Annotated in this window: 13 protein-coding genes; 8 read left to right on the top strand and 5 right to left on the bottom strand. The window is 62.9% G+C overall.

Features of this window, described 5'->3' with window-relative positions; translation table 11 throughout:
- Positions 1 to 211: 211 nt before the first annotated feature.
- Entirely contained in the window at positions 212 to 1699 is a 1488-nt protein-coding gene (locus tag AEYBE204_RS27120) for a carotenoid oxygenase family protein (protein WP_023461590.1), read from the bottom strand.
- A 12-nt stretch (positions 1700 to 1711) separates the two neighbouring features.
- Positions 1712 to 2116 carry a DUF2141 domain-containing protein gene (locus tag AEYBE204_RS27115; protein WP_023461589.1) on the bottom strand — a complete coding sequence of 135 codons (405 nt, stop codon included), beginning with the start codon at positions 2114 to 2116 and terminating at the stop codon, positions 1712 to 1714.
- A gap of 220 nt (positions 2117 to 2336) precedes the next feature.
- Between AEYBE204_RS27115 and def the strand changes: the two genes are divergently transcribed.
- The 3 genes from def to truA all read left to right on the top strand — a co-directional run bounded on the left by def (position 2337) and on the right by truA (position 4821).
- Positions 2337 to 2873 carry a peptide deformylase gene (def, locus tag AEYBE204_RS27110; protein ID WP_023461588.1) on the top strand — a complete coding sequence of 179 codons (537 nt, stop codon included), beginning with the start codon at positions 2337 to 2339 and terminating at the stop codon, positions 2871 to 2873.
- Positions 2874 to 2943: 70 nt separating this feature from the next.
- On the top strand, positions 2944 to 3867 hold the full coding sequence (gene fmt / locus AEYBE204_RS27105) for a methionyl-tRNA formyltransferase (protein ID WP_031230122.1): 924 nt from the start codon (positions 2944 to 2946) through the stop codon (positions 3865 to 3867).
- 180 nt (positions 3868 to 4047) lie between these two features.
- Positions 4048 to 4821 (top strand): tRNA pseudouridine(38-40) synthase TruA, encoded by a 774-nt coding sequence (gene truA, locus AEYBE204_RS27100; protein ID WP_023461586.1) that lies wholly within the window; start codon positions 4048 to 4050, stop codon positions 4819 to 4821.
- 173 nt (positions 4822 to 4994) lie between these two features.
- Here the strand turns inward: truA and dapE are convergent, their stop codons facing one another.
- Positions 4995 to 6158 carry a succinyl-diaminopimelate desuccinylase gene (dapE, locus tag AEYBE204_RS27095; protein ID WP_023461585.1) on the bottom strand — a complete coding sequence of 388 codons (1164 nt, stop codon included), beginning with the start codon at positions 6156 to 6158 and terminating at the stop codon, positions 4995 to 4997.
- 85 nt (positions 6159 to 6243) lie between these two features.
- Here dapE and AEYBE204_RS27090 point away from each other — a divergent pair, with 85 nt between their 5' ends.
- The gene (locus AEYBE204_RS27090) at positions 6244 to 7521 is read left to right on the top strand and encodes an MFS transporter (protein WP_023461584.1); all 1278 of its coding nucleotides are present in this window, start codon (positions 6244 to 6246) and stop codon (positions 7519 to 7521) included.
- Between the two features lie 27 nt (positions 7522 to 7548).
- Entirely contained in the window at positions 7549 to 8871 is a 1323-nt protein-coding gene (locus AEYBE204_RS27085) for an MFS transporter (RefSeq protein WP_023461583.1), read from the top strand.
- Between the two features lie 59 nt (positions 8872 to 8930).
- Here AEYBE204_RS27085 and AEYBE204_RS27080 read toward each other — a convergent pair whose 3' ends face one another.
- Both AEYBE204_RS27080 and AEYBE204_RS27075 read right to left on the bottom strand, forming a co-directional pair.
- Positions 8931 to 11390 (bottom strand): prolyl oligopeptidase family serine peptidase, encoded by a 2460-nt coding sequence (locus AEYBE204_RS27080; RefSeq protein WP_023461582.1) that lies wholly within the window; start codon positions 11388 to 11390, stop codon positions 8931 to 8933.
- 106 nt (positions 11391 to 11496) lie between these two features.
- Complete coding sequence (locus AEYBE204_RS27075; protein ID WP_023461581.1) at positions 11497 to 12954, bottom strand: peptidoglycan DD-metalloendopeptidase family protein; 1458 nt, start codon at positions 12952 to 12954, stop codon at positions 11497 to 11499.
- A 553-nt stretch (positions 12955 to 13507) separates the two neighbouring features.
- Here AEYBE204_RS27075 and AEYBE204_RS27070 point away from each other — a divergent pair.
- The 3 genes from AEYBE204_RS27070 (at position 13508) to AEYBE204_RS27065 (ending at position 17894) form a co-directional block, all read left to right on the top strand.
- Positions 13508 to 17044 (top strand): YdbH domain-containing protein, encoded by a 3537-nt coding sequence (locus AEYBE204_RS27070; protein ID WP_023461580.1) that lies wholly within the window; start codon positions 13508 to 13510, stop codon positions 17042 to 17044.
- 35 nt (positions 17045 to 17079) lie between these two features.
- The gene (locus tag AEYBE204_RS0120035) at positions 17080 to 17598 is read left to right on the top strand and encodes a hypothetical protein (protein WP_155908290.1); all 519 of its coding nucleotides are present in this window, start codon (positions 17080 to 17082) and stop codon (positions 17596 to 17598) included.
- Positions 17599 to 17696: 98 nt separating this feature from the next.
- On the top strand, positions 17697 to 17894 hold the full coding sequence (locus AEYBE204_RS27065; protein ID WP_023461579.1) for a YnbE family lipoprotein: 198 nt from the start codon (positions 17697 to 17699) through the stop codon (positions 17892 to 17894).
- Position 17895: the final 1 nt, after the last annotated feature.

Raw genomic sequence — 17895 nt, 5'->3', positions numbered from 1 at the left:
GGGGGAGGTGGATGCGAACGTAGTGAGCAGACGGTGGGGGGCTCGCGTAAGTGTCGCAAATAAATCGGCTGGCCCGATGAGCCTGAGGCCTCGACAGTGAAGGCCCACCACCGCATCTAGCGAAACAAGCTTCGCGTCGTGCGGTCCCATCGCTTGGCGAAAGCTATACTTTCGCCTGCGCTATACCCCGGTACACCGGGGAGGTATGATTTTAGGGTTGAGCAAACGTCCCGTGAAACCCCAGCGGGGTTGCGTGTTGTGAGCGCCACGAGGCCACCGGGCCGTCCTTGAGATTCCCGGCATCGAACACGTGCAGTTCGGTCGCCCTGGCTTTCAGGTTCAGCACCGTCCCCACAAACCAGCCGTCGGCCTCCTTGCCGGTGCCCCCTGCGGTCGCCGGGCGTGGCACGAACAGGGCTTCCTCGACAATCGCGTCGTGCCCGAAATCGTGCGTGTCCGACTTGCCCGTGCGCCAGTTGTACGTCGACAACATATGCGCGCCGGGACGGTCCTTGAGGTAACCGCCGACGTGAGCCACGAGGTCGTGACGCAGGCCCTGAACGCGGTGATCGGTCTGCGGGAATTCGGCCGACGCCTTGGTCAGTTCCATCTCGGCCTTGCCGTTCGGGCGCAGGGTAATCAGGGCCAGATGCGCCTCGGTGTGTTCGTCGCCCTTGTAAATCCCCTTGACCAGTTCGCGGGCACCGGTCGCCCCGAACTGCGGCGATTTGGCGAGGCAGACGTCGAAACGGATCGTGCCGTCGCTGTCTTCCCACGCGTCGCCCGTATGGAAATAGGTCGCGGATGGCAGCTCAAACAGGCGGCGCTTCGAGAAGTCGGTTTTATCCACCACCAGAACGCGGATCGGCTGATCGGCTTCCCAGACGAGCGAATCCACGAACGGCGGCGTGCGGGTTTTGGCGACCCACGGCTGCATCGGCAGGATCAGGTAATGTTCCGACACCACCCAATCGTGGGCGTAACCGGCAGCCGGGAGGTCGATGATCGCGCCCTGTTCCATCTCGCCGTTCGGGCTCAATTGCCAGATCCACGCTTTCGCGCCCATGAACCCGGCGCTCCATATCCGGCCCGACGGTTCGACCTTGGGATGGGCCAGAAACGCCATGCCTTTCAGGTCGTCGCGGAAGGTCTTCGGGCCGCGCGTCAAAAGCGTCTGCGCGTCCATCCGATAGGGCGAGCCGCCTTCCCACAGGGCCCACAATTCGTCACCGACGCGCAGGACCGAGGTATTGGCGGCGTTGACGTCGTCATTGCTGGTGACCGGGGCGTCGGCGCGGCCCTTGGTGCCGAAGCCCGGCATGACGATGGCTTGACGTTTTTGCTCGACGCGGTGCTTGACCGTATCGACGAAGCGGCCCGTATGGCGTACGCCCGACGCGGTCAGGTCGTATTTCTGGATCATGCCGTCGCCGTCGAACCAGTGGCCGGTGACGTCGTCACCATAGCGGAACCAGCCGGGACCGTTGCGGTACAGCGTGCCGCTCAGGCCCTTGGGCATCTGGCCGTGCAGGCGGGTAAGGGCGGACGGCGCATAACCTTCGGCGGGGGCATTGGCGACGCCGAGCCGCCAGTCTCCGGAGGCTGAGGGCGCGGCGGCGGCCCAGGATTTCGGCGCGGCGGCCATCAGACCGGCACCGGTGACGGTAGAGAGGAACGAACGGCGGGACAGATCGGTCATGGTCGCGGCTCCTTAGAACGAAATGTTTTGGGTGGTGTTGCCGGAGACCTCGAAGGCCGCATCGTCCCATTTGGCCGGACCCATGCGACCGACGGCGTTGTTCGAGAAGGCGAAGGGCTCGGTCGGCATGCCGAAGGGGTTGAAATCCATCTTGCCGTTGCCGTTGAGGTCGTGAAAGGCCTTGATGCCGTACTGACCCGGCTCGACCTCGAAGGTTACGGTGGCCGTGTCGCCGGTGACCGTGACGGTCTCGGCCTTGATCGGCTTGCCGCCGTTATAGGTGTCTTCGCCCTTGTAGAGCGCCACCATGATCGCGCCTTTCGGCTGAGCCTTGGTGAAGGTGACGGTCAGGGTTTCGGCGGCGGCGGGCAGGGCGGCGGCGGACAACAGGGCGGCGATCAGAAGCGGTTTGAACATGTGAACCTCAGGGGTTGGGATGGGTGTTGACCCCGATGTAGAGCGCCGGTCCGATCCGAGGCGGATGGATGCGTCGAAAGCGCCGGTTTCTTCGTGAATGGCCGGCGCGACCGTTCGCGCTTCGCGAATGACAGGGCGTAAGGGGTTGTTTTTATAACAATCGTCGACCGCGAAGCGCCGATGCCTTGACCCCGCGCCTCGCGGCTCTTATTTTAACAGCATGGCTATACGTGAAATCATTACCGTTCCGAACCCGCTGTTGAAGCAAGTGTCCAAACCCGTCGAAGGGGGCGTGACCGACGACCTGCGCGCGCTGATGGACGACATGCTGGAAACCATGTACGACGCGCCGGGCATCGGCCTGGCCGCGATCCAGATCGGCGAACCGGTCCGCATCATCGTCATGGATCTGCAAGAGAAGCCGGAAGATGCCCCGGAGGACTCAGAAGGCGTCAAGAACCCGCGCTTTTTCGTCAATCCGGAAATCGTCTCGGCGTCCGAAGAACTGTCCGTCTATGACGAAGGCTGCCTGTCGGTGCCGGAAGTCTATGACGAGGTGAAGCGTCCGGCGCGTGTGCGCATCCGCTACCTGAACTATCAGGGCGAAACCGTCGAAGAGGATTGCGACGGTTTGTATGCCACCTGTATCCAGCACGAGATGGACCACCTGAACGGTGTGCTGTTTATCGACCACCTGTCGAAGCTGAAACGCGATCGGGCGGTCACCAAGGTCAAGAAGCTCCGCAAAGCCGCCTAAGCTTGCATCCCTTGTTGAATTGAGCCAAAAGCGCGTCCTGTCGGATGCGCTTTTGTTGTTTGAGGTTTCCATGCGTCTTGCCTTTATGGGTACGCCCGAATTTGCCGTGAAGGCCTTGGCTGAACTGGTCGCCTCGGGCCACGAGGTCGTTTGCGTCTATTCGCAGCCGCCCGCGCCCAAGGGCCGTGGTCAGGTGCTGACGCCGTCGCCGGTGCAGGCCTTTGCCGAAAGCCTCGGCATCGAGGTGCGCACGCCGAAGTCGATGAAGGCCGCCGATGCGATTGCCGACTTCACCGCGCTCGATATCGACGCCGCGATCGTCGTCGCCTATGGGCAGATCCTGAAACGCGAGGTGCTGGACCATCCGCCGCTCGGCTGCTTCAATCTACATGCGTCGTTGCTGCCGCGCTGGCGCGGGGCCGCCCCGATCCAGCGCGCCATCATGGCGGGCGATACCCATACCGGTGTGCAGGTCATGCGCATGTCCGAAGGCCTCGATGAAGGGCCGATCATCCTGTCGGGACGGACCGAGATCACCGCGACCGACACGGCGGCGACCCTGCACGACAAGCTGGCGGTGCTGGGGGCGTCGTTGCTGCCGGTCGCGCTGGCCGCCATCGAACGCAGTCAGCCGGACGGGCAGGAACAGGTCGGCGAGGTGACCTATGCGAAGAAGATCACGTCCGAAGAGGCGCGCATCGACTGGACGCGTTCGGCGCAGGAACTTGATTGGCATATCCGTGGCCTGTCGCCGTTTCCGGGGGCGTGGACCACGATTCACACACCAAAGGGCGAACAGCGGCTGAAGGTGCTGATGTCACGGGTCGGCGGTACGACGGACAAGGCACCGGGGACGCTGCTCGACGGTTTGACTATCGCGACCGGTGAAGGGGTGATCGAACTGCTCCGTGTTCAGCGCGAAGGCAAGGGCGCGCAGGACGCGACAGAGTTCCTCAATGGTGCGGGTCTGAGCGCCGGGGATGTGTTGGGATGAACCCTCTTGCATCATACTCCCCCGGCGTGCCGGGGGAGGTGGCGGTGAGCGCAGCGAGACGACGAAGGGGGGCTCGTGAACTTACAACCTGCTCCGATGTTTCGTCTACGCGAGCCCCCCTCCGTCAGCCCTTCGGGCCGCCACCTCCCCCAGTAAACTGGGGGAGTATAAGGGGTGGTCATGCCCCGCTATAGCCTCCTTGTCGAATACGATGGCCGGCCCTATTGCGGCTTTCAGGCTCAGGGCGACCTGCCGACCGTGCAGGCATCGCTGGAGCGCGCCATCCTGCGCTTTTCCGGTGAAGCGGTGCGCGTGACCACGGCGGGGCGCACCGACACCGGCGTCCATGCGACCGGTCAGGTGGTGACCTTTGACCTCGAAAAAACCTTCAAGGCCGGGGTCGTGCGCGACGCCATGAACGCCTATCTGTTGCCGGAACCGGTGTCGGTACTCGATGCGTCTGAGGTAGATCCCGATTTTTCGGCGCGCTTTTCGGCGACCGGGCGGATGTACCTGTTCCGTATCCTCAACCGTCGTGCGCCGCCGGCGGTTGATCAGGGCCGCGTCTGGCACGTCAAAAAGCCGCTCGACGCCGATGCCATGATCGAGGCCGCGAAATGCCTGATCGGCAAGCACGATTTCACGACGTTTCGCGACCTGCGTTGCCAATCGAAGTCGCCGGTCAAGACGCTCGATATCGCGCGCGTTAAACGGATTGGTGACGAGATACATCTGGTCTTTGCCTCGCGCTCGTTCCTGCATCGTCAGGTGCGGTCGCTGACCGGGACTCTGGCCGAGGTCGGCATCGGGCGCTGGGAGGTTGGGCGTGTGAAACAGGCGCTGGAGGCGCGCGACCGTCAGGCCTGCGGGCCTGTCGCTCCGCCGGAAGGGCTGTACCTGACGCACGTCACGTACGAGGAGAACCCGGATTTTGAGGGCCGGAGTTCGATTTAATCTCCTCCCTATCGAGCCTTTGGGCAAAGATGGGGAGGTGGCGCGCCGAAGGCGTGACGGAGGGGGATAACGCCAAGCATTTCAGTGTGTTCAGACTTTCGGAGTCATCCCCCTCCGTCAGCCTGCTTCGCAGTCTGCCACCTCCCCATCGCTGCGCGACAGGGAGGAGGGAGTTACGCAAATACCTTGAAATACCGTTCGATTAACTTCGCATAGGCATCCGTCAAATCGTGCAAATCCTGCACGGGCGTCGACTCGTTGACCTGGTGCATGGTCTGGCCCACCAGCCCGAACTCGACCACAGGGCACAAAGCGCGGATAAAGCGCGCGTCCGACGTGCCACCGGTCGTCGACGGATCGGCCTCGACTTTCAGCACATCGCGGATGGTGTCCTGAATGACATCGACGAAGGGCCCGGCTTCGGTCAGGAAGGCCTCGCCGGAAATGGCGGTTCTCGCCTCGACTTTCGCGCCGGTGCGTTCGGCATGACGGGCGCAGACGCCTTCGATCCATGCCTGCAAGGACGCCCCGGAATGGCTCGGATTGAAGCGGATATTGATACGCCCGCTGGCCGATTGCGGGATAAGATTGGTCGTTGTGTTGGCAACGTCGAAGGTGGTGATCTCAAGGTTCGACGGCAAAAACCGCTCGTAACCTTCATCCAGCACGCGGGCATCCAGTTCGGCCATGATGGCGACCAGCACCGGCACGGGGTTCAGGGCACGTTGCGGATAGGCGACGTGGCCCTGTTTGCCGGTGACGGTGATCGTGACATTGATGGAGCCGCGACGGCCGACCTTGATCATGTCGCCCAGGACCGCCGAAGAGGTCGGTTCGCCGACGATGCAGTGGTCGATGACCTCGCCGGTCTGTTGCAGGTGTTCGACGACCTTCTTGGTGCCGTCGATGGCCTCGCCCTCCTCGTCGCCGGTGATCAGGAAGGACAGCGAGCCCGGTACGTCGTCGAAGCGCGATACGGCGGCGATCCAGGCGGCGATCCCGCCCTTCATATCTACGGCCCCGCGTCCTGTCAGGATGCCATCGACGATGGTTGCGGCGAAGGGGTCGGAACGCCAACCCTCGGTCGCGCCTTCGGGGACCACGTCGGTATGACCGGCGAAGCACAGGTTCGGCGACGCCGTGCCGCGACGGGCATAGAGGTTCTCGATCTCGCCGAACTTCAGCCGCTCGCAGGCAAAGCCCAGCGCTTCCAGCGTCCGTTGCACGCGGTCCATCGCCCCGGCATCGACCGGCGTCACCGAGGCGTGGTTGATCAGCGCCTGCGTAAGCTCGACCGGGTCCAAGGAATTCTCATAAGGTTTTTGTGTATTCGCCATGCCGCGTGGTGTAAGACGACTTTGGCCCAAACAAAAGCAAAAAAGACGCCGCGCCACCTCTGTGTTTCGTATCGGATGCCCTGCCTTGACCAATCCCGTTTCGCCTGAAATCGTTTCCGAACCGCCCGCCGCGCCCGAACCGCAAAACCCGTTTCAGATACCGGCCTACCGCAATTTCTGGATCGCGCGCCTGTGTTCGGTGTTCGGGTTTTCGTCGCAGAGCGCGGTCATCGCCTGGCAGATATACGAGACCGCACGCAAGGACTCCGGCATCGGCGAGGCGGCGCTCTATATCGGCATCATGGGTTTGACGCAGTTCATCGCCATGTTCACCTTCACGCTCCCGGCGGGGATATTGGCGGACCGCTACGACCGCAAGAAGATCATGGGCTATACCATCGCGGCGCAGGCCCTTATCGCGCTCGGCTATATGGCGTTGTCCACCCAGGCGCACCCGCCGATCGTTGGCCTGATCGTCCTGTCGTTCTTCCTCGGCGCGACGCGGGCCTTTATCGCGCCGGCGTCGAGCGCCATCGGCCCGATGCTGGTCCCGAAATCGGTCCTGCCGCGCGCTATCGCGTCGAACGCGCTGGCCTTTCAGATCGGCGGTATTTCCGGTGCAGCGCTCAGCGGCGTCTTGCTCAGCGTCTCGGCCCTGTTCGCCTATGGCGTGTCGGCGGCGTTGTTTTTTATCGGCGGCGCGCTCGTAGCGACGCTGAAAATCGATACGCGGCCCGTCAATGCCCCGACCGGCTCCAAGATGGAGATGGTCCGCGAAGGCCTGATCTATATCTGGACCAACAAGATCGTCTTCGGCGCCTTGTCGCTCGATCTGGCGGCGGTGCTACTCGGCGGGGCGACGGCTTTGTTGCCGATCTTCGCGCGCGACGTACTGCACGCGGGGGAAATCGGCTATGGCGCATTGCGCGCAGCCCCCGCAGCCGGCGCGATGCTCACCGCCATCTGGCTGGCCCGCAGGCCGCTAAAATATCAGGCCGGTAAATGGATGTACGGCGGCGTCGCCGTGTTCGGCCTGATGACCGTCATTTTCGGGCTCTCGACCAATATCGCCGTGTCGGTTGCGGCGCTCGCCATCCTCGGGGCCGCCGACATGGTCAGCGTCTTCGTGCGCGGCACACTGGTGCAGATCGTTACGCCCGATCCGATGCGCGGGCGGGTGGCGGCGGTGTCCTACCTGTTCATCGGCGCATCGAACGAACTGGGCGAATTCGAAAGCGGCGTGGCAACGCGGTTGCTCGGCCCGGTGGGGGCGGCCCTGTTCGGCGGGGTAGGGGCGATTCTGGTTACCGGCGCGTGGATCAAGCTGTTTCCGGCCCTGTACCGCGTCGATAAGCTGGAATAGGGTAGCTGCCTCAACTCCGGAGGCAGCATGGCCGCTTTCTATCACTTGCTCGGCAACAACCTGATCGCCAATATCATCAATTTTACGGTCTGGTTCGCCCTGACCTTCTGGGTCTATATCGAGACGCAGTCGGTGTTTGCGACCGGGATGATTGCGGGTGTCTATCTGGTCTTCACGGCGGGCTTCGGCTTCTGGTTCGGCAGCCTGGTCGATCATCATTCCAAAAAGCTGGTCATGCTGGGGTCAAGCGTCGTCTCGACGGGCTTCTACGTGGCGTCGCTGGCTTTGTTGCTGCTGTCGCCCAAGGGCGTATTTGCCAATCCTTATGCGCCTTATCTGTGGATTCTAGTGCTGCTGGTCATGCTGGGGGTAATCGCGGGCAATATCCGCGCCATCGCTCTGCCGACACTGGTGACGATGCTGATCCCCGAAGACCGCCGTGACAAGGCCAACGGCCTCGTCGGCATGGTGACGGGCATAGGGTTCCTGACCACCTCGGTGATCAGCGGGCTTCTGGTCGGGTGGGGCGGCATGGTGGTGGCGCTGATGCTGGCCGTCGTGCTGACCCTTGTCGTCTTTGCGCATTTGCTGTGGGTGCGCCTCGATGAAGGCCGTGTGGAGGCCCATCCCGATGCGCCAGCCGAGCCGAAACGCATCGATATCAAGGGCACGATCCGTGTGATCGCCGGTGTGCCGGGCCTGTTTGCCCTGATCTTCTTCGCGACCTTCAACAACTTCCTCGGTGGCATCTTCATGGCCCTGCTCGACGCCTACGGCCTGTCGCTGGTCTCGGTGCAGGTCTGGGGGCTGCTGTTCGGAGCGTTGTCGACCGCCTTTATCCTCAGCGGTATCGTCATTTCAAAGACCGGCCTGGGCAAGAACCCCGTCCGCACGCTCCTGCTGGTCAATCTGATCACGTGGAGCGTCTGCTGCGTTTTCACCCTGCAAGCCTCGATCTGGCTGCTAGCCTTCGGCTGCTTCGTGTGGATGCTGCTGGGGCCTTATGCGGAAGCCGCGGAGCAGACGACGCTGCAAAAGGTCGTGCCACCGGAGCGTCAGGGCCGCGTCTTCGGCTTCGCGCAGTCGATCGAACAGGCCGCCTCGCCTCTGACGGCGTTCCTGATCGGGCCACTGACGCAGTTCGTTATCATCCCGTTCATGACCGACGGGGCCGGAGCTGAGGCCATCGGCGGCTGGTTCGGCACCGGTCCGGCGCGCGGCATAGCCCTGGTCTTTACGCTGGCAGGCGTCGTCGGTGTCGGGGTCACCGTTCTGGCCTTGAGATCGCGCTATTACCGCGACCTGTCGGCGGCCTATGCTCAAGCGCCGGAAGCCGTGCCGGACACCTGAAAACGACGAAGCCCTCCGGCATGGTCGCCAGAGGGCTTCGGGTCGTGGGTTCTGACCGATCAGTCTTTTTTCGCCGGGCGCGGCGGGGCGTTCTTCACGTACTTATCCAGCCAGTCGGTCATTTCCCACAAGGTATGCAGGGTCGATTCCCGCGCGCGGTAACCGTGCGCCTCGTTCGGCAGGACGACGTAGCGGACATTGGCCCCCGCGCCTTTGAGCGCCGCATAGAAGCGCTCGCTCTGGACCGGGAAGGTGCCGGAATTGTCGTCCGCTTCCCCGTGGATGAGCAGGATCGGGTCCTTGATGTTACGCACATAGGTGAACGGGCTCATCTCGGTATAGGTCTTGGTCGCTTCCCAGTAAGTGCGTTGCTCCGACTGGAACCCGAACGGCGTCAGGGTCCGGTTATAGGCCCCCGAGCGCGCGATCCCGGCGCGGAACAGGTCGGTGTGGGCCAGAAGGTTTGCCGTCATGAACGCCCCGTAGGAGTGGCCGCCCACCGCGATGCGGTTGCGGTCGGCGACGCCCAAAGCCACCACGGCGTCGACGGCGGCTTTCGCGCTGGCGGTCAGTTGCTCGACATAGGTGTCGTTCGGCTCGGCGCCGTCCTTGCCGATGATCGGCATGGAGGGGCCATCGAGCACCGCATAGCCCTGCGTCAGCAGGAACAGGTGGCTGATGCCGCCCGGACGCGTGAAGCGGTTGCCGCTGTCGACCGTCTGACCGGCGACCGAAGCGTCGGTGAATTCTTCCGGATAGGCCCACATGAGAAGCGGCAGCGGACCGTCCTTGGCCTTGTCGTACCCCGCCGGCAGGTACAGGGTGCCGGACAGTTTGACGCCGTCGGCGCGCTGATAGGTGATGGTCTGCTTGCTGACGCCCGCGAATTGCGGCGCGCGGTCGGGGAAGGCGGTCAGGGCGCGCGGCTTGCTGCTCGTGGCGACCGGACGGATGAAGTAGTTCGGCGCGTCGGTCTTGCTTTCGCGGCGGGTGATGACGGTCTTGCCCGCCTCGTCGGCCAGGGCCACCGGGGCTTCGTAGTACGGCGCGGCGGACTGCCACAGGCGGGTCACCTTGCCGTCGGCGAGCGACATCTGGCCCACGAACGGGAACTCGCCCGCCGCAGAAGCGCCAGAGCCGGTGACGAAGACCGACTTGCCGTCTGGCGTGAAGTGCAGAACGGTCTCGCCGTCCTTGGTGCGGCGGCTGACGACCGAGCCGGGATCGTTGTAGCGGTCCTGATAGTTGCGATCGCCGATCACCTTACCCGTTCCGGGCTTCGACGGATCGATCAGGAACAGCTTTTCGTTGCGCGTGTCGAACCAGCGGCTGGTGACCAGCGCCACATCGGTGCGGCCCCAGTCGAGCCCGGCATAGCGTTGTTCAAGATCGATCAGCTTGACCGGCGCACCATCGAACGGTGCGTTCAGCGTGAACAGGCTGTCGTGGATGGCGACCTTGGTCTTGGGATTGCCACCGTCCTGCGCCTCGGCCCAGACGAGGGTCGACGGCGCGTCCGAACGCCACGAGACCGAACGCACGCCGACAGGCACCGCGTCGAACGCCGCGGGCAGGTTGTCGGTCAAAGGCCGGTCGGCCAGCACCTTCACCGGCTGTCCGTCTATGGTCGACACCGCGATCTCGGTTGGGAAACGCCCGGCGGGGACCAGATAGGAGTAGGGGCGCTTGAGCTTGGTCGTCAGCAGGTACTTGCCGTCGGGCGACACGGCGATCCCGGCATAGATGGCGGGCTGGCCGATAGTCTTTGTCGTGCCGTCGAAGGCCACGCGGGTCAGTTGCGAGGTGAAATAGTAGTCGAACAGGGCTTCGTCGTGGGCGTTGCCGAGCAGGTCCTGATAGGTGCGGATAGCGGCGCTGCGGCCTTTGGACTCTTGCACGATGGGACCGGTCGGCGTGGTGTCCTCGACCGGCGGGGCGCCGCGACCGGCAACGATGGCCGGGATCAGCAGAGCCTGTCCGTCGGGCGTCCAGTCGAACGAGGCGCTGAACGCCGCATTGACGATGCCGTCGGTGAGCTTCGTGGCCGTGGCGGTCTTTACATCGACGACCCAAAGGGCCAATCCGCCGTCCGCATCGGCAAGGAAGGCCAGCTTCGACCCATCGGCGGACCAGCGCGGCGTCAGAAAGCGCGTCCCTTTGGGCAGGGCGACCTCGCGCACCTTGCCGGTGGCGACATCCTCGAACGACAGGCTGTTCAGCCACAGGGCGCGCGCCTCGATGGGGCCGTTGTTGCGCGGATTGATGCGGTAGCCGGCCAGACGCAGGATGGGTTCGGACACGGCGGCGATGGAGGGCAGGTTCTCGCGCCCCAGCAGCGCCATGACCTTGCGTTCCGGGCTGACCATGACGGAGGGTGTGGGCGCGGCATCGAGTATCTGTGCAATCGGGGCGGGCGGCGTCTTGTAACCACTCTCGGCAGCGTGCAGCGGCGCGAAGGCGATCAGCGCCGAAAACGCCAGCAGGGCGACACTAGTCCGCCGTCCGTTTTTGATCCTCATCGGTGTGCCTTTCGCTTGCAAATTTCAATGGGCGAAAGTCTTAACTTGGTTTCACGCCGAGACAAGGAACTTGTTTCGCGAGAAATCAAAAATAACGAGGATCGGTTTAGTTACTGCCGCGTGTCGAAGACAATGCCGGGCGGAGCGGGATGTTCTTGCGCTCGGTCTTGGCGACCAGCTTGTTAGCGGCGCCCGTGTCTTCGTACTGATAAGGGCTGGCCTTCATGGCCAGGGTTTGCGACGCGGCATTGTCCTGCGTGCGCTTCTGATCGGCCATGGCGATCATCGAGTCGATCTCGTGCTTGCGCGCATTGAACACGACCAGATCGTTCCCGGCCAGGATCGTGCCCTGCGGCACCTTGGCATCCTTCGGGTTCATCGGATGGTTCTTGTACCACACCTCGAAATGCAGGTGCGGACCGGTCGAATTGCCGGTCGAACCCACATAGCCGATCAGATCGCCCTGACGGACCTGCTGGCCCGGGCGGACGCGGATCTGCGACATGTGCGCATAGCCGGTGGCCCAGTCCTTGTTGTGTGCGATGCGAACCCAGCGACCGTAACCGCCCCACCACTTGGCGTCGGCGACCACGCCGTCACCGGCGGCGTAGATCGGCGTTCCGGTGCCTGCGGCGAAGTCGATGCCGGTGTGCATCTTCATGAAGCCCTGGATCGGGTGACGGCGCATGCCGAAGCCCGACGAGGTACGCGCCGCCGCGACCGGCGTGGCCAGCAGGAAGCCCTTGATATTCTTGCCCGCCTCGTCGAAGAACTGCGCGTCCTTGTCGCCCTTGCGCTTATAGGAATAGAAGCGCGTCACCCCGCCCTTGGCGTTGATTTCGGCGTACAGAAGATTGCCGGATTCCACGACGCGACCGCTTTCGGTCACCTTGCGGTCGAAGACCAGCTTGAAGGTGTCGCCCGCCTTGATGTCGCGTTCGAAGTCGATCTTGTGCGCGAAGAGTTTGAGCACCTGACCGGTCACGTTCGGCGTCGCCCCTAGTGCCGTGGCCGATGTGATCAGCGAGCCGTCGATGGTGCCGATCGCCACACGGCGCTCGTCGCGGACGGATTCTTCCAGAGCTCGCAGACGCATGGTGCCGTCGTGGCTGGTGGTCAGGGTCAGTTGCTTGGCGGGGCCGGTGCGGACCGTGAGGCCCAGCAGTTGGGCGGGCTTGCGGCCTTCTTCCGGGCGCGCGATGGCGGCCTGAACGCTCATGCCCTTGGTGACATTGACGACGTCGAAGGCCTGCGACAGCAGGCCGACAGCCTCCTGCGCTTCCTTGGATGAGACGCCCGACCGCGTCAGGGCCTGAGACAGGGTCTCGCCGGCGCGGATCATGATCTGGATATTGGTAGGTTGCGCGAAGCCTGGACGCGCGGCGGCTTCGGCCAGGGCGCGGGTTTCCAGCGCCAGAACGGCGGACGGGTCCATCACCGGCAGGGTCGAGGGCATGGGCTGGAAAACGCGCCACAGGAGCGTGCCGACCGTCAGCGCGGCCGCCGAGACAAAGACCATCGGCGTCAGGCGAACAGGTTGGCGACGGGGATCGAGTTGAGCCATTTAATTCCGTAAACGGGATACAAGGGTTACATCAACGCGGGCTGTTACTCAAAACGGAGCCGTTTTCTCCGCCGCCCAAAAAGGTAGCCTAAGCATTCCCCTATACGGGGAAACACGACGCAGCCGTTTAAACCTGTGGACAGGTATGGGCTGAGTCCCGAAAGTGTTAAAGGCCCTGCTTACGCCAAAATAAGGCGACAATAAGGCAGCGACAGCGGCGTTATGCCGACAAAACCTATACGCGATACCGGTATTCCGGCATCCTCAATAGGCCGAGAAGGTTAATATCGCCCTTAATCGCGGCGCTTTGATGTCCCGCTTACGGGAATTTTATAATCGCGGTATTCATTCTAAGTGACGAAAACCAGTCACTATTCGTTAAGAATTTGCAGGCGAGCCGTCCGCCGACGGAACAGATTCGCCGCCTTAACGTCATTGTAAGTGTCGGCGACGCGATATCAGGGTTAAAAAAGAATCGAAAAAGGCCGGAATTTTTAAGACATGCGTGGCATAGTAAAACATCCTTCCGCTATTTTTACAGACGAAGACCTGTTTGCGCACTCTGGACCTGCCTTACGACTCGCCGACCGACGGGAATGAACTGATGTTCCCCGTCCGCCTGCCGTCGCATTCCAGCTTCACCCGTGTCGTTGGACAGGGAAAAAAGCCCGGCCCCAAAGGCCGGGGTGGCGGCGGTGCATCCGGCGGTTCCGGTGGTGATGGCGGCGGGGGCGACAATCCGCGGTCCGATAACCGGTCCAAACGCCGCAAGCGTCGTCTGCGCGCCGGGGGCTGGTTGCTGCTGACCCTGTGGAGCGCCGCGGCCGTCGGCGTTATCACCTACGCCGCGCGCAAGGACATCGCCCGCGAAATCGCCCAGAACTGGCTCAAGGCGCAGGGCATTCCGGCGGAACTGCGCATCGATAGCCTAAGCCTGAAGAGCGTCTCGGGCCGTGCGGTTCTGGGGGCGCCCGGCAAGCCCGATCTGGTCATCGAGCGCTTCGATGTCGATTACGATCTGAATTTCTTCAATTTCGGCCAGCCCCTGACGCGGCTGCGCTCGGTACATCTGGTCCGCCCCGACCTGAGTTTCGCCTACGACAAGTCGGGTTTCGGCTTCGGTACGCTGGACAAGCTGCTCAAGGGCAGCGCCGGTCCCGGCGGCGATCCGCCCGAAAATATCCTGGTCGAAGACGCCCGCATCCGCGTGCGCACCGATTACGGCACTATTGGCGCGACCGGCGGGCTCAATCTGGTCAAGGGGCGTCTGACGGCGCTCGACCTGAACCTGAAACCGGCAGACCTCGACGGCCAGATGGCGCAGGGCCATCTGTCGGCGGGCTATGTTCGTATCCGCGCCGAAAAGGACGCCGAGGCGGGCGAGGCCCTGCGCATCGAGGCGCGCCTGTCGGCAGAAGAGTTGGTGCTCAAGACATCGGACGTCGAGGGCGATCCCGACACCCATATGCAGGGCGTCCATACCGACCTCAATCTGCGCGTCCCCTATCGTCAGTTGTCCGAAGAGGCCGCGCGCAAATCGCCGCTGTCGGGCTTCGACGGGCTGGTCAGTGGCCGTTTTGCCGTCCGCGCTGCCGGGATGCAGGGTGCCGCCGCCGATGTGACAGTATTCGAAGCCAATACGGCGATCGAAGGCCGGATGGACGTCGAAAACACGCGCCTGACGTTTGATGGCACGACCCGGCTGCTGTCGCGCGCTGACAGCCTGCAAACCGGCACGATCGACAGCCGGAGCTTAAGCTTCGAAGGGCAGGATCTCAGCCTCAAGGCCGATCTGAATCTGAATGAGACGGCGGTGGTGACGCTCAAAGGGCCGCTGCACGGCACGGTCGGGGTGCTGCGTCAGGATACGTTGTTCCTGAAAGACGCGGCGGTGACCCTTCCGGAGTTTGCATTGGCGCAGGGTGAGCAGGGACTGGAATTCGGCTTCCACGGCCAAGCCAGGGCCGCGCGCATCGCTCAGAACGATCTGATCCTCGATACGGTGACCGCGCGACTGGACGGGCAGGGGCGCTCGAACACGCAGGGCTTTGAACTGGCGCTTGATACCGATATCAACAGCGCCGACGGTCGCTATCAGGGACTGGCCCCGCTGGCCGACGACCGCGTCAAGGTGCTGGCCGAAGGCCGCCGCGCCGCCGAACTGTCGAATACGCGCCTGCCGCCCGGCACCCCGCCGGTCCCCGCCGCGCCGGAAGGGCCGGACGTAATGGTGGCGATGCTGCGGGCGGTCGACCGTTTCAGCCTCAGGGCCGAAGGCGTGCGCGTCACCCTGGTCAATAACGACTTCGACGTGAAACTGACCAAAACCGCAATCATCCGCCCGAAAAGCGGCGGCGAAATCCGCGTGGCCCCCGGTGGCAATCAGGTGCTGATTTCATCGCGCGGGCGGGGAGCTCTGACCCTGACGACGGCGGGCGGAGATCTGCCCGCCCTGACGGCGCGCGTCACCGATATGGGCATCGGTTCCGAAGGTGCGGTGTCAGGACGACTGAATATAGAGACGGCGTTCAACTTCGCCCCGGCCTATGGTGTGAAGCTGAAGGCCGATGGGCGCTTTATCACCACGCCGACCGGCCTCGATGTGCGGCTGGATCAATGCACCAACGTCACCGCCGACCGGGCCGATATCGGCGGGCGGATGACCAATGTCACGACGCGCCTGTGCCCGGTCGACGCGCCGCTGTTCAGCATGTCCGGCAGTCAATGGCGGGCGCAGGGTACTTTCGATACCCTGATCGCCGACGCCCCCGATTTTCAGGTCAAGCTCAACGGCGGCAAGGGCCGCTTTGACGCTTTTACCTTCGCTGATACACAGGGCGTCGGATTCAAAGTCGCGCTGGACAACCTCGCCGCCGCCGATGCGCTGGAAATCCCGCGCTTCCACCCGGTCGTCGTCACCGGCGACGTGGCGCAGGGCCGCAAGACGCTCGATGGCAGGCTCAAGGTCTATGCCGCCGATCCGGTCGTGCGCAAACGTGCGCCGGACTCGGTCGCCGACGTGGTTCTGACCTCCGACCTCGCGACGGGGGCAGGGCGGCTCGATATCACCACACCGAACCTGACCTTTACTCCGGACAAGCTGCAACCGCTCGACCTGACGCCGCTGGTGGCCGGAGTCATGGCGCGCGACACCACCGGCCATATCGATTTCACGGGCTATGTCGGCTGGTCGAAGGACGGCTCGGTCAGCGGCGGCACGGCCCTGTTGCAGAACCTGACCTTCACCAGCCCCGCCGGTCTGGCCGAAGGGCTGAACGGGCGCATCGTTTTCGACAACCTGTCACCGCTCAACTCCGCGCCGGGCCAGACGATCACGGTCAACAAGGTGACCAGCTTCGTGCCGTTGACCGACGTGACCGCGGTCATGCAGTTCGCGGGCGAAACGCTGAAACTGGAGCGTGCCAATGTGACCAGCCCCGGCGGGGTCTTCGCGCTGGAGCCGATGGACGTGCCGTTCGACCTTGCCAAGGGCCTCAAGGGCGCGCTCTATTTCGAGCACGTCGATTTTGGCAAGGTCGTCGAGGCCAGCGCGTTTGGCAAGGATGTCGATTTCGTGGGTCGCGTGTCGGGTCGCGTGCCGTTCGAGTTCAAGGACGACAAGATCACGGTCGCAAGGGGCTTCCTCAAGGGCGACGGTCCGGGCCGCATCTCGATCAAGCGCGCCGGACTTCAGGACGTGACGCCGGACGGCAAGGTCACGCAGACCGTCGAAGGGGGGGGCGCGAAAACCATCACGGCGGCCCCGGCCAACACGCTGGAAAACTTCGCCTATCAGGCGATGGAGCATCTCGCCTATTCGAATCTCGACGCCTATATCGGCACCAACGATAAGGGCATTCTGGGCTTCAACTTCCATATTCAGGGCAAGTACGATCCGCCTGAGCGCAGGGAAGCGAAGATCCCGCTGTTCGAATTCCTGCGCGGGCGTATCGCCCAGCAGCCGATCGACCTGCCGTCAGATACGCCGGTCAACCTGAACCTCGACGTCAACTATAATCTGGGCCAGATCCTCAGCGACGTCATCGCCGTGCAAAAACGCGGCGGCTTCGACTGGAGCCCGAAAAAGTAAACCGTCTCAAAACAGGATGGGCCGTGGAGCGCGGAATGATCAGGATGTCTTGTTTGGGCGCAGCTTTTTTAAGTATGACGACCCCTGCTATTGCCGGTGAATCTCTATATCTGTCCAGTAAGGAGTTTATAGAATTCACGGATAGCGAAATTTCCCTCGGCTCTATCGAGAGACTAAACGACGGTCGAGGCACGTGGCGCGAACCGCTGTTCGATTGCAGCGGTGTCGGTTTCAAATGTATAAAATCTGGCAGGTTTTTGTTTTACGCACCCACGGGGACCTATCGCAAAGGTGATAGCTTTAACCATCTCGGTTACAGGGTAAAGGTCAAAACCTGTTACGATTCAGAATGCCGACGGGCCGTTTTTACCGTAACCTGCCTGAACTGGACCAATGCTGAATGCGCCATTTCAACGACCGCCGAACCCGGCATAAGCTATACCTTTTCCATCTATTTATATGAGAAGGGACAGGGCATTGCCTGGATAAGGCTGGGCGAAGACGACTCTGTGACCAAGTCTTCGAAAGGTCCCAGATTGTTTTCGGAAAATTGAACGCGATGCCAGACGGAAAATGTAATTTCCATTCAGACTGCGTTCAGCCTATATCTTATAGATGTATGTTCACGCCATTTCCTGAGACGGAGTTTTACATGTCCAAATTGTTCCCCGCGCGGGCGGGCGCGGCGGCCATCGTTCTGGCCGGAGCGGCAATGCTCGCCGCGTGTACCCCGACGATCCGTCTCCAGGTGGAGCCGATCACCATCTATGCCAAGCTTGACCACAATGTGCGCATCAGCCTCGATGAGGACGTGAAGGCGCTGGTCAAAGAAAACCCCGATCTGTTCTAAG

The sequence above is a fragment of the Asticcacaulis sp. YBE204 genome (assembly GCF_000495855.1).
In the GTDB taxonomy this organism is placed as follows: Bacteria; Pseudomonadota; Alphaproteobacteria; order Caulobacterales; family Caulobacteraceae; genus Asticcacaulis.
The sequence above is the reverse complement of the archived record's forward strand: the minus strand, read 5'-3'. Positions and strand labels throughout refer to the sequence as shown.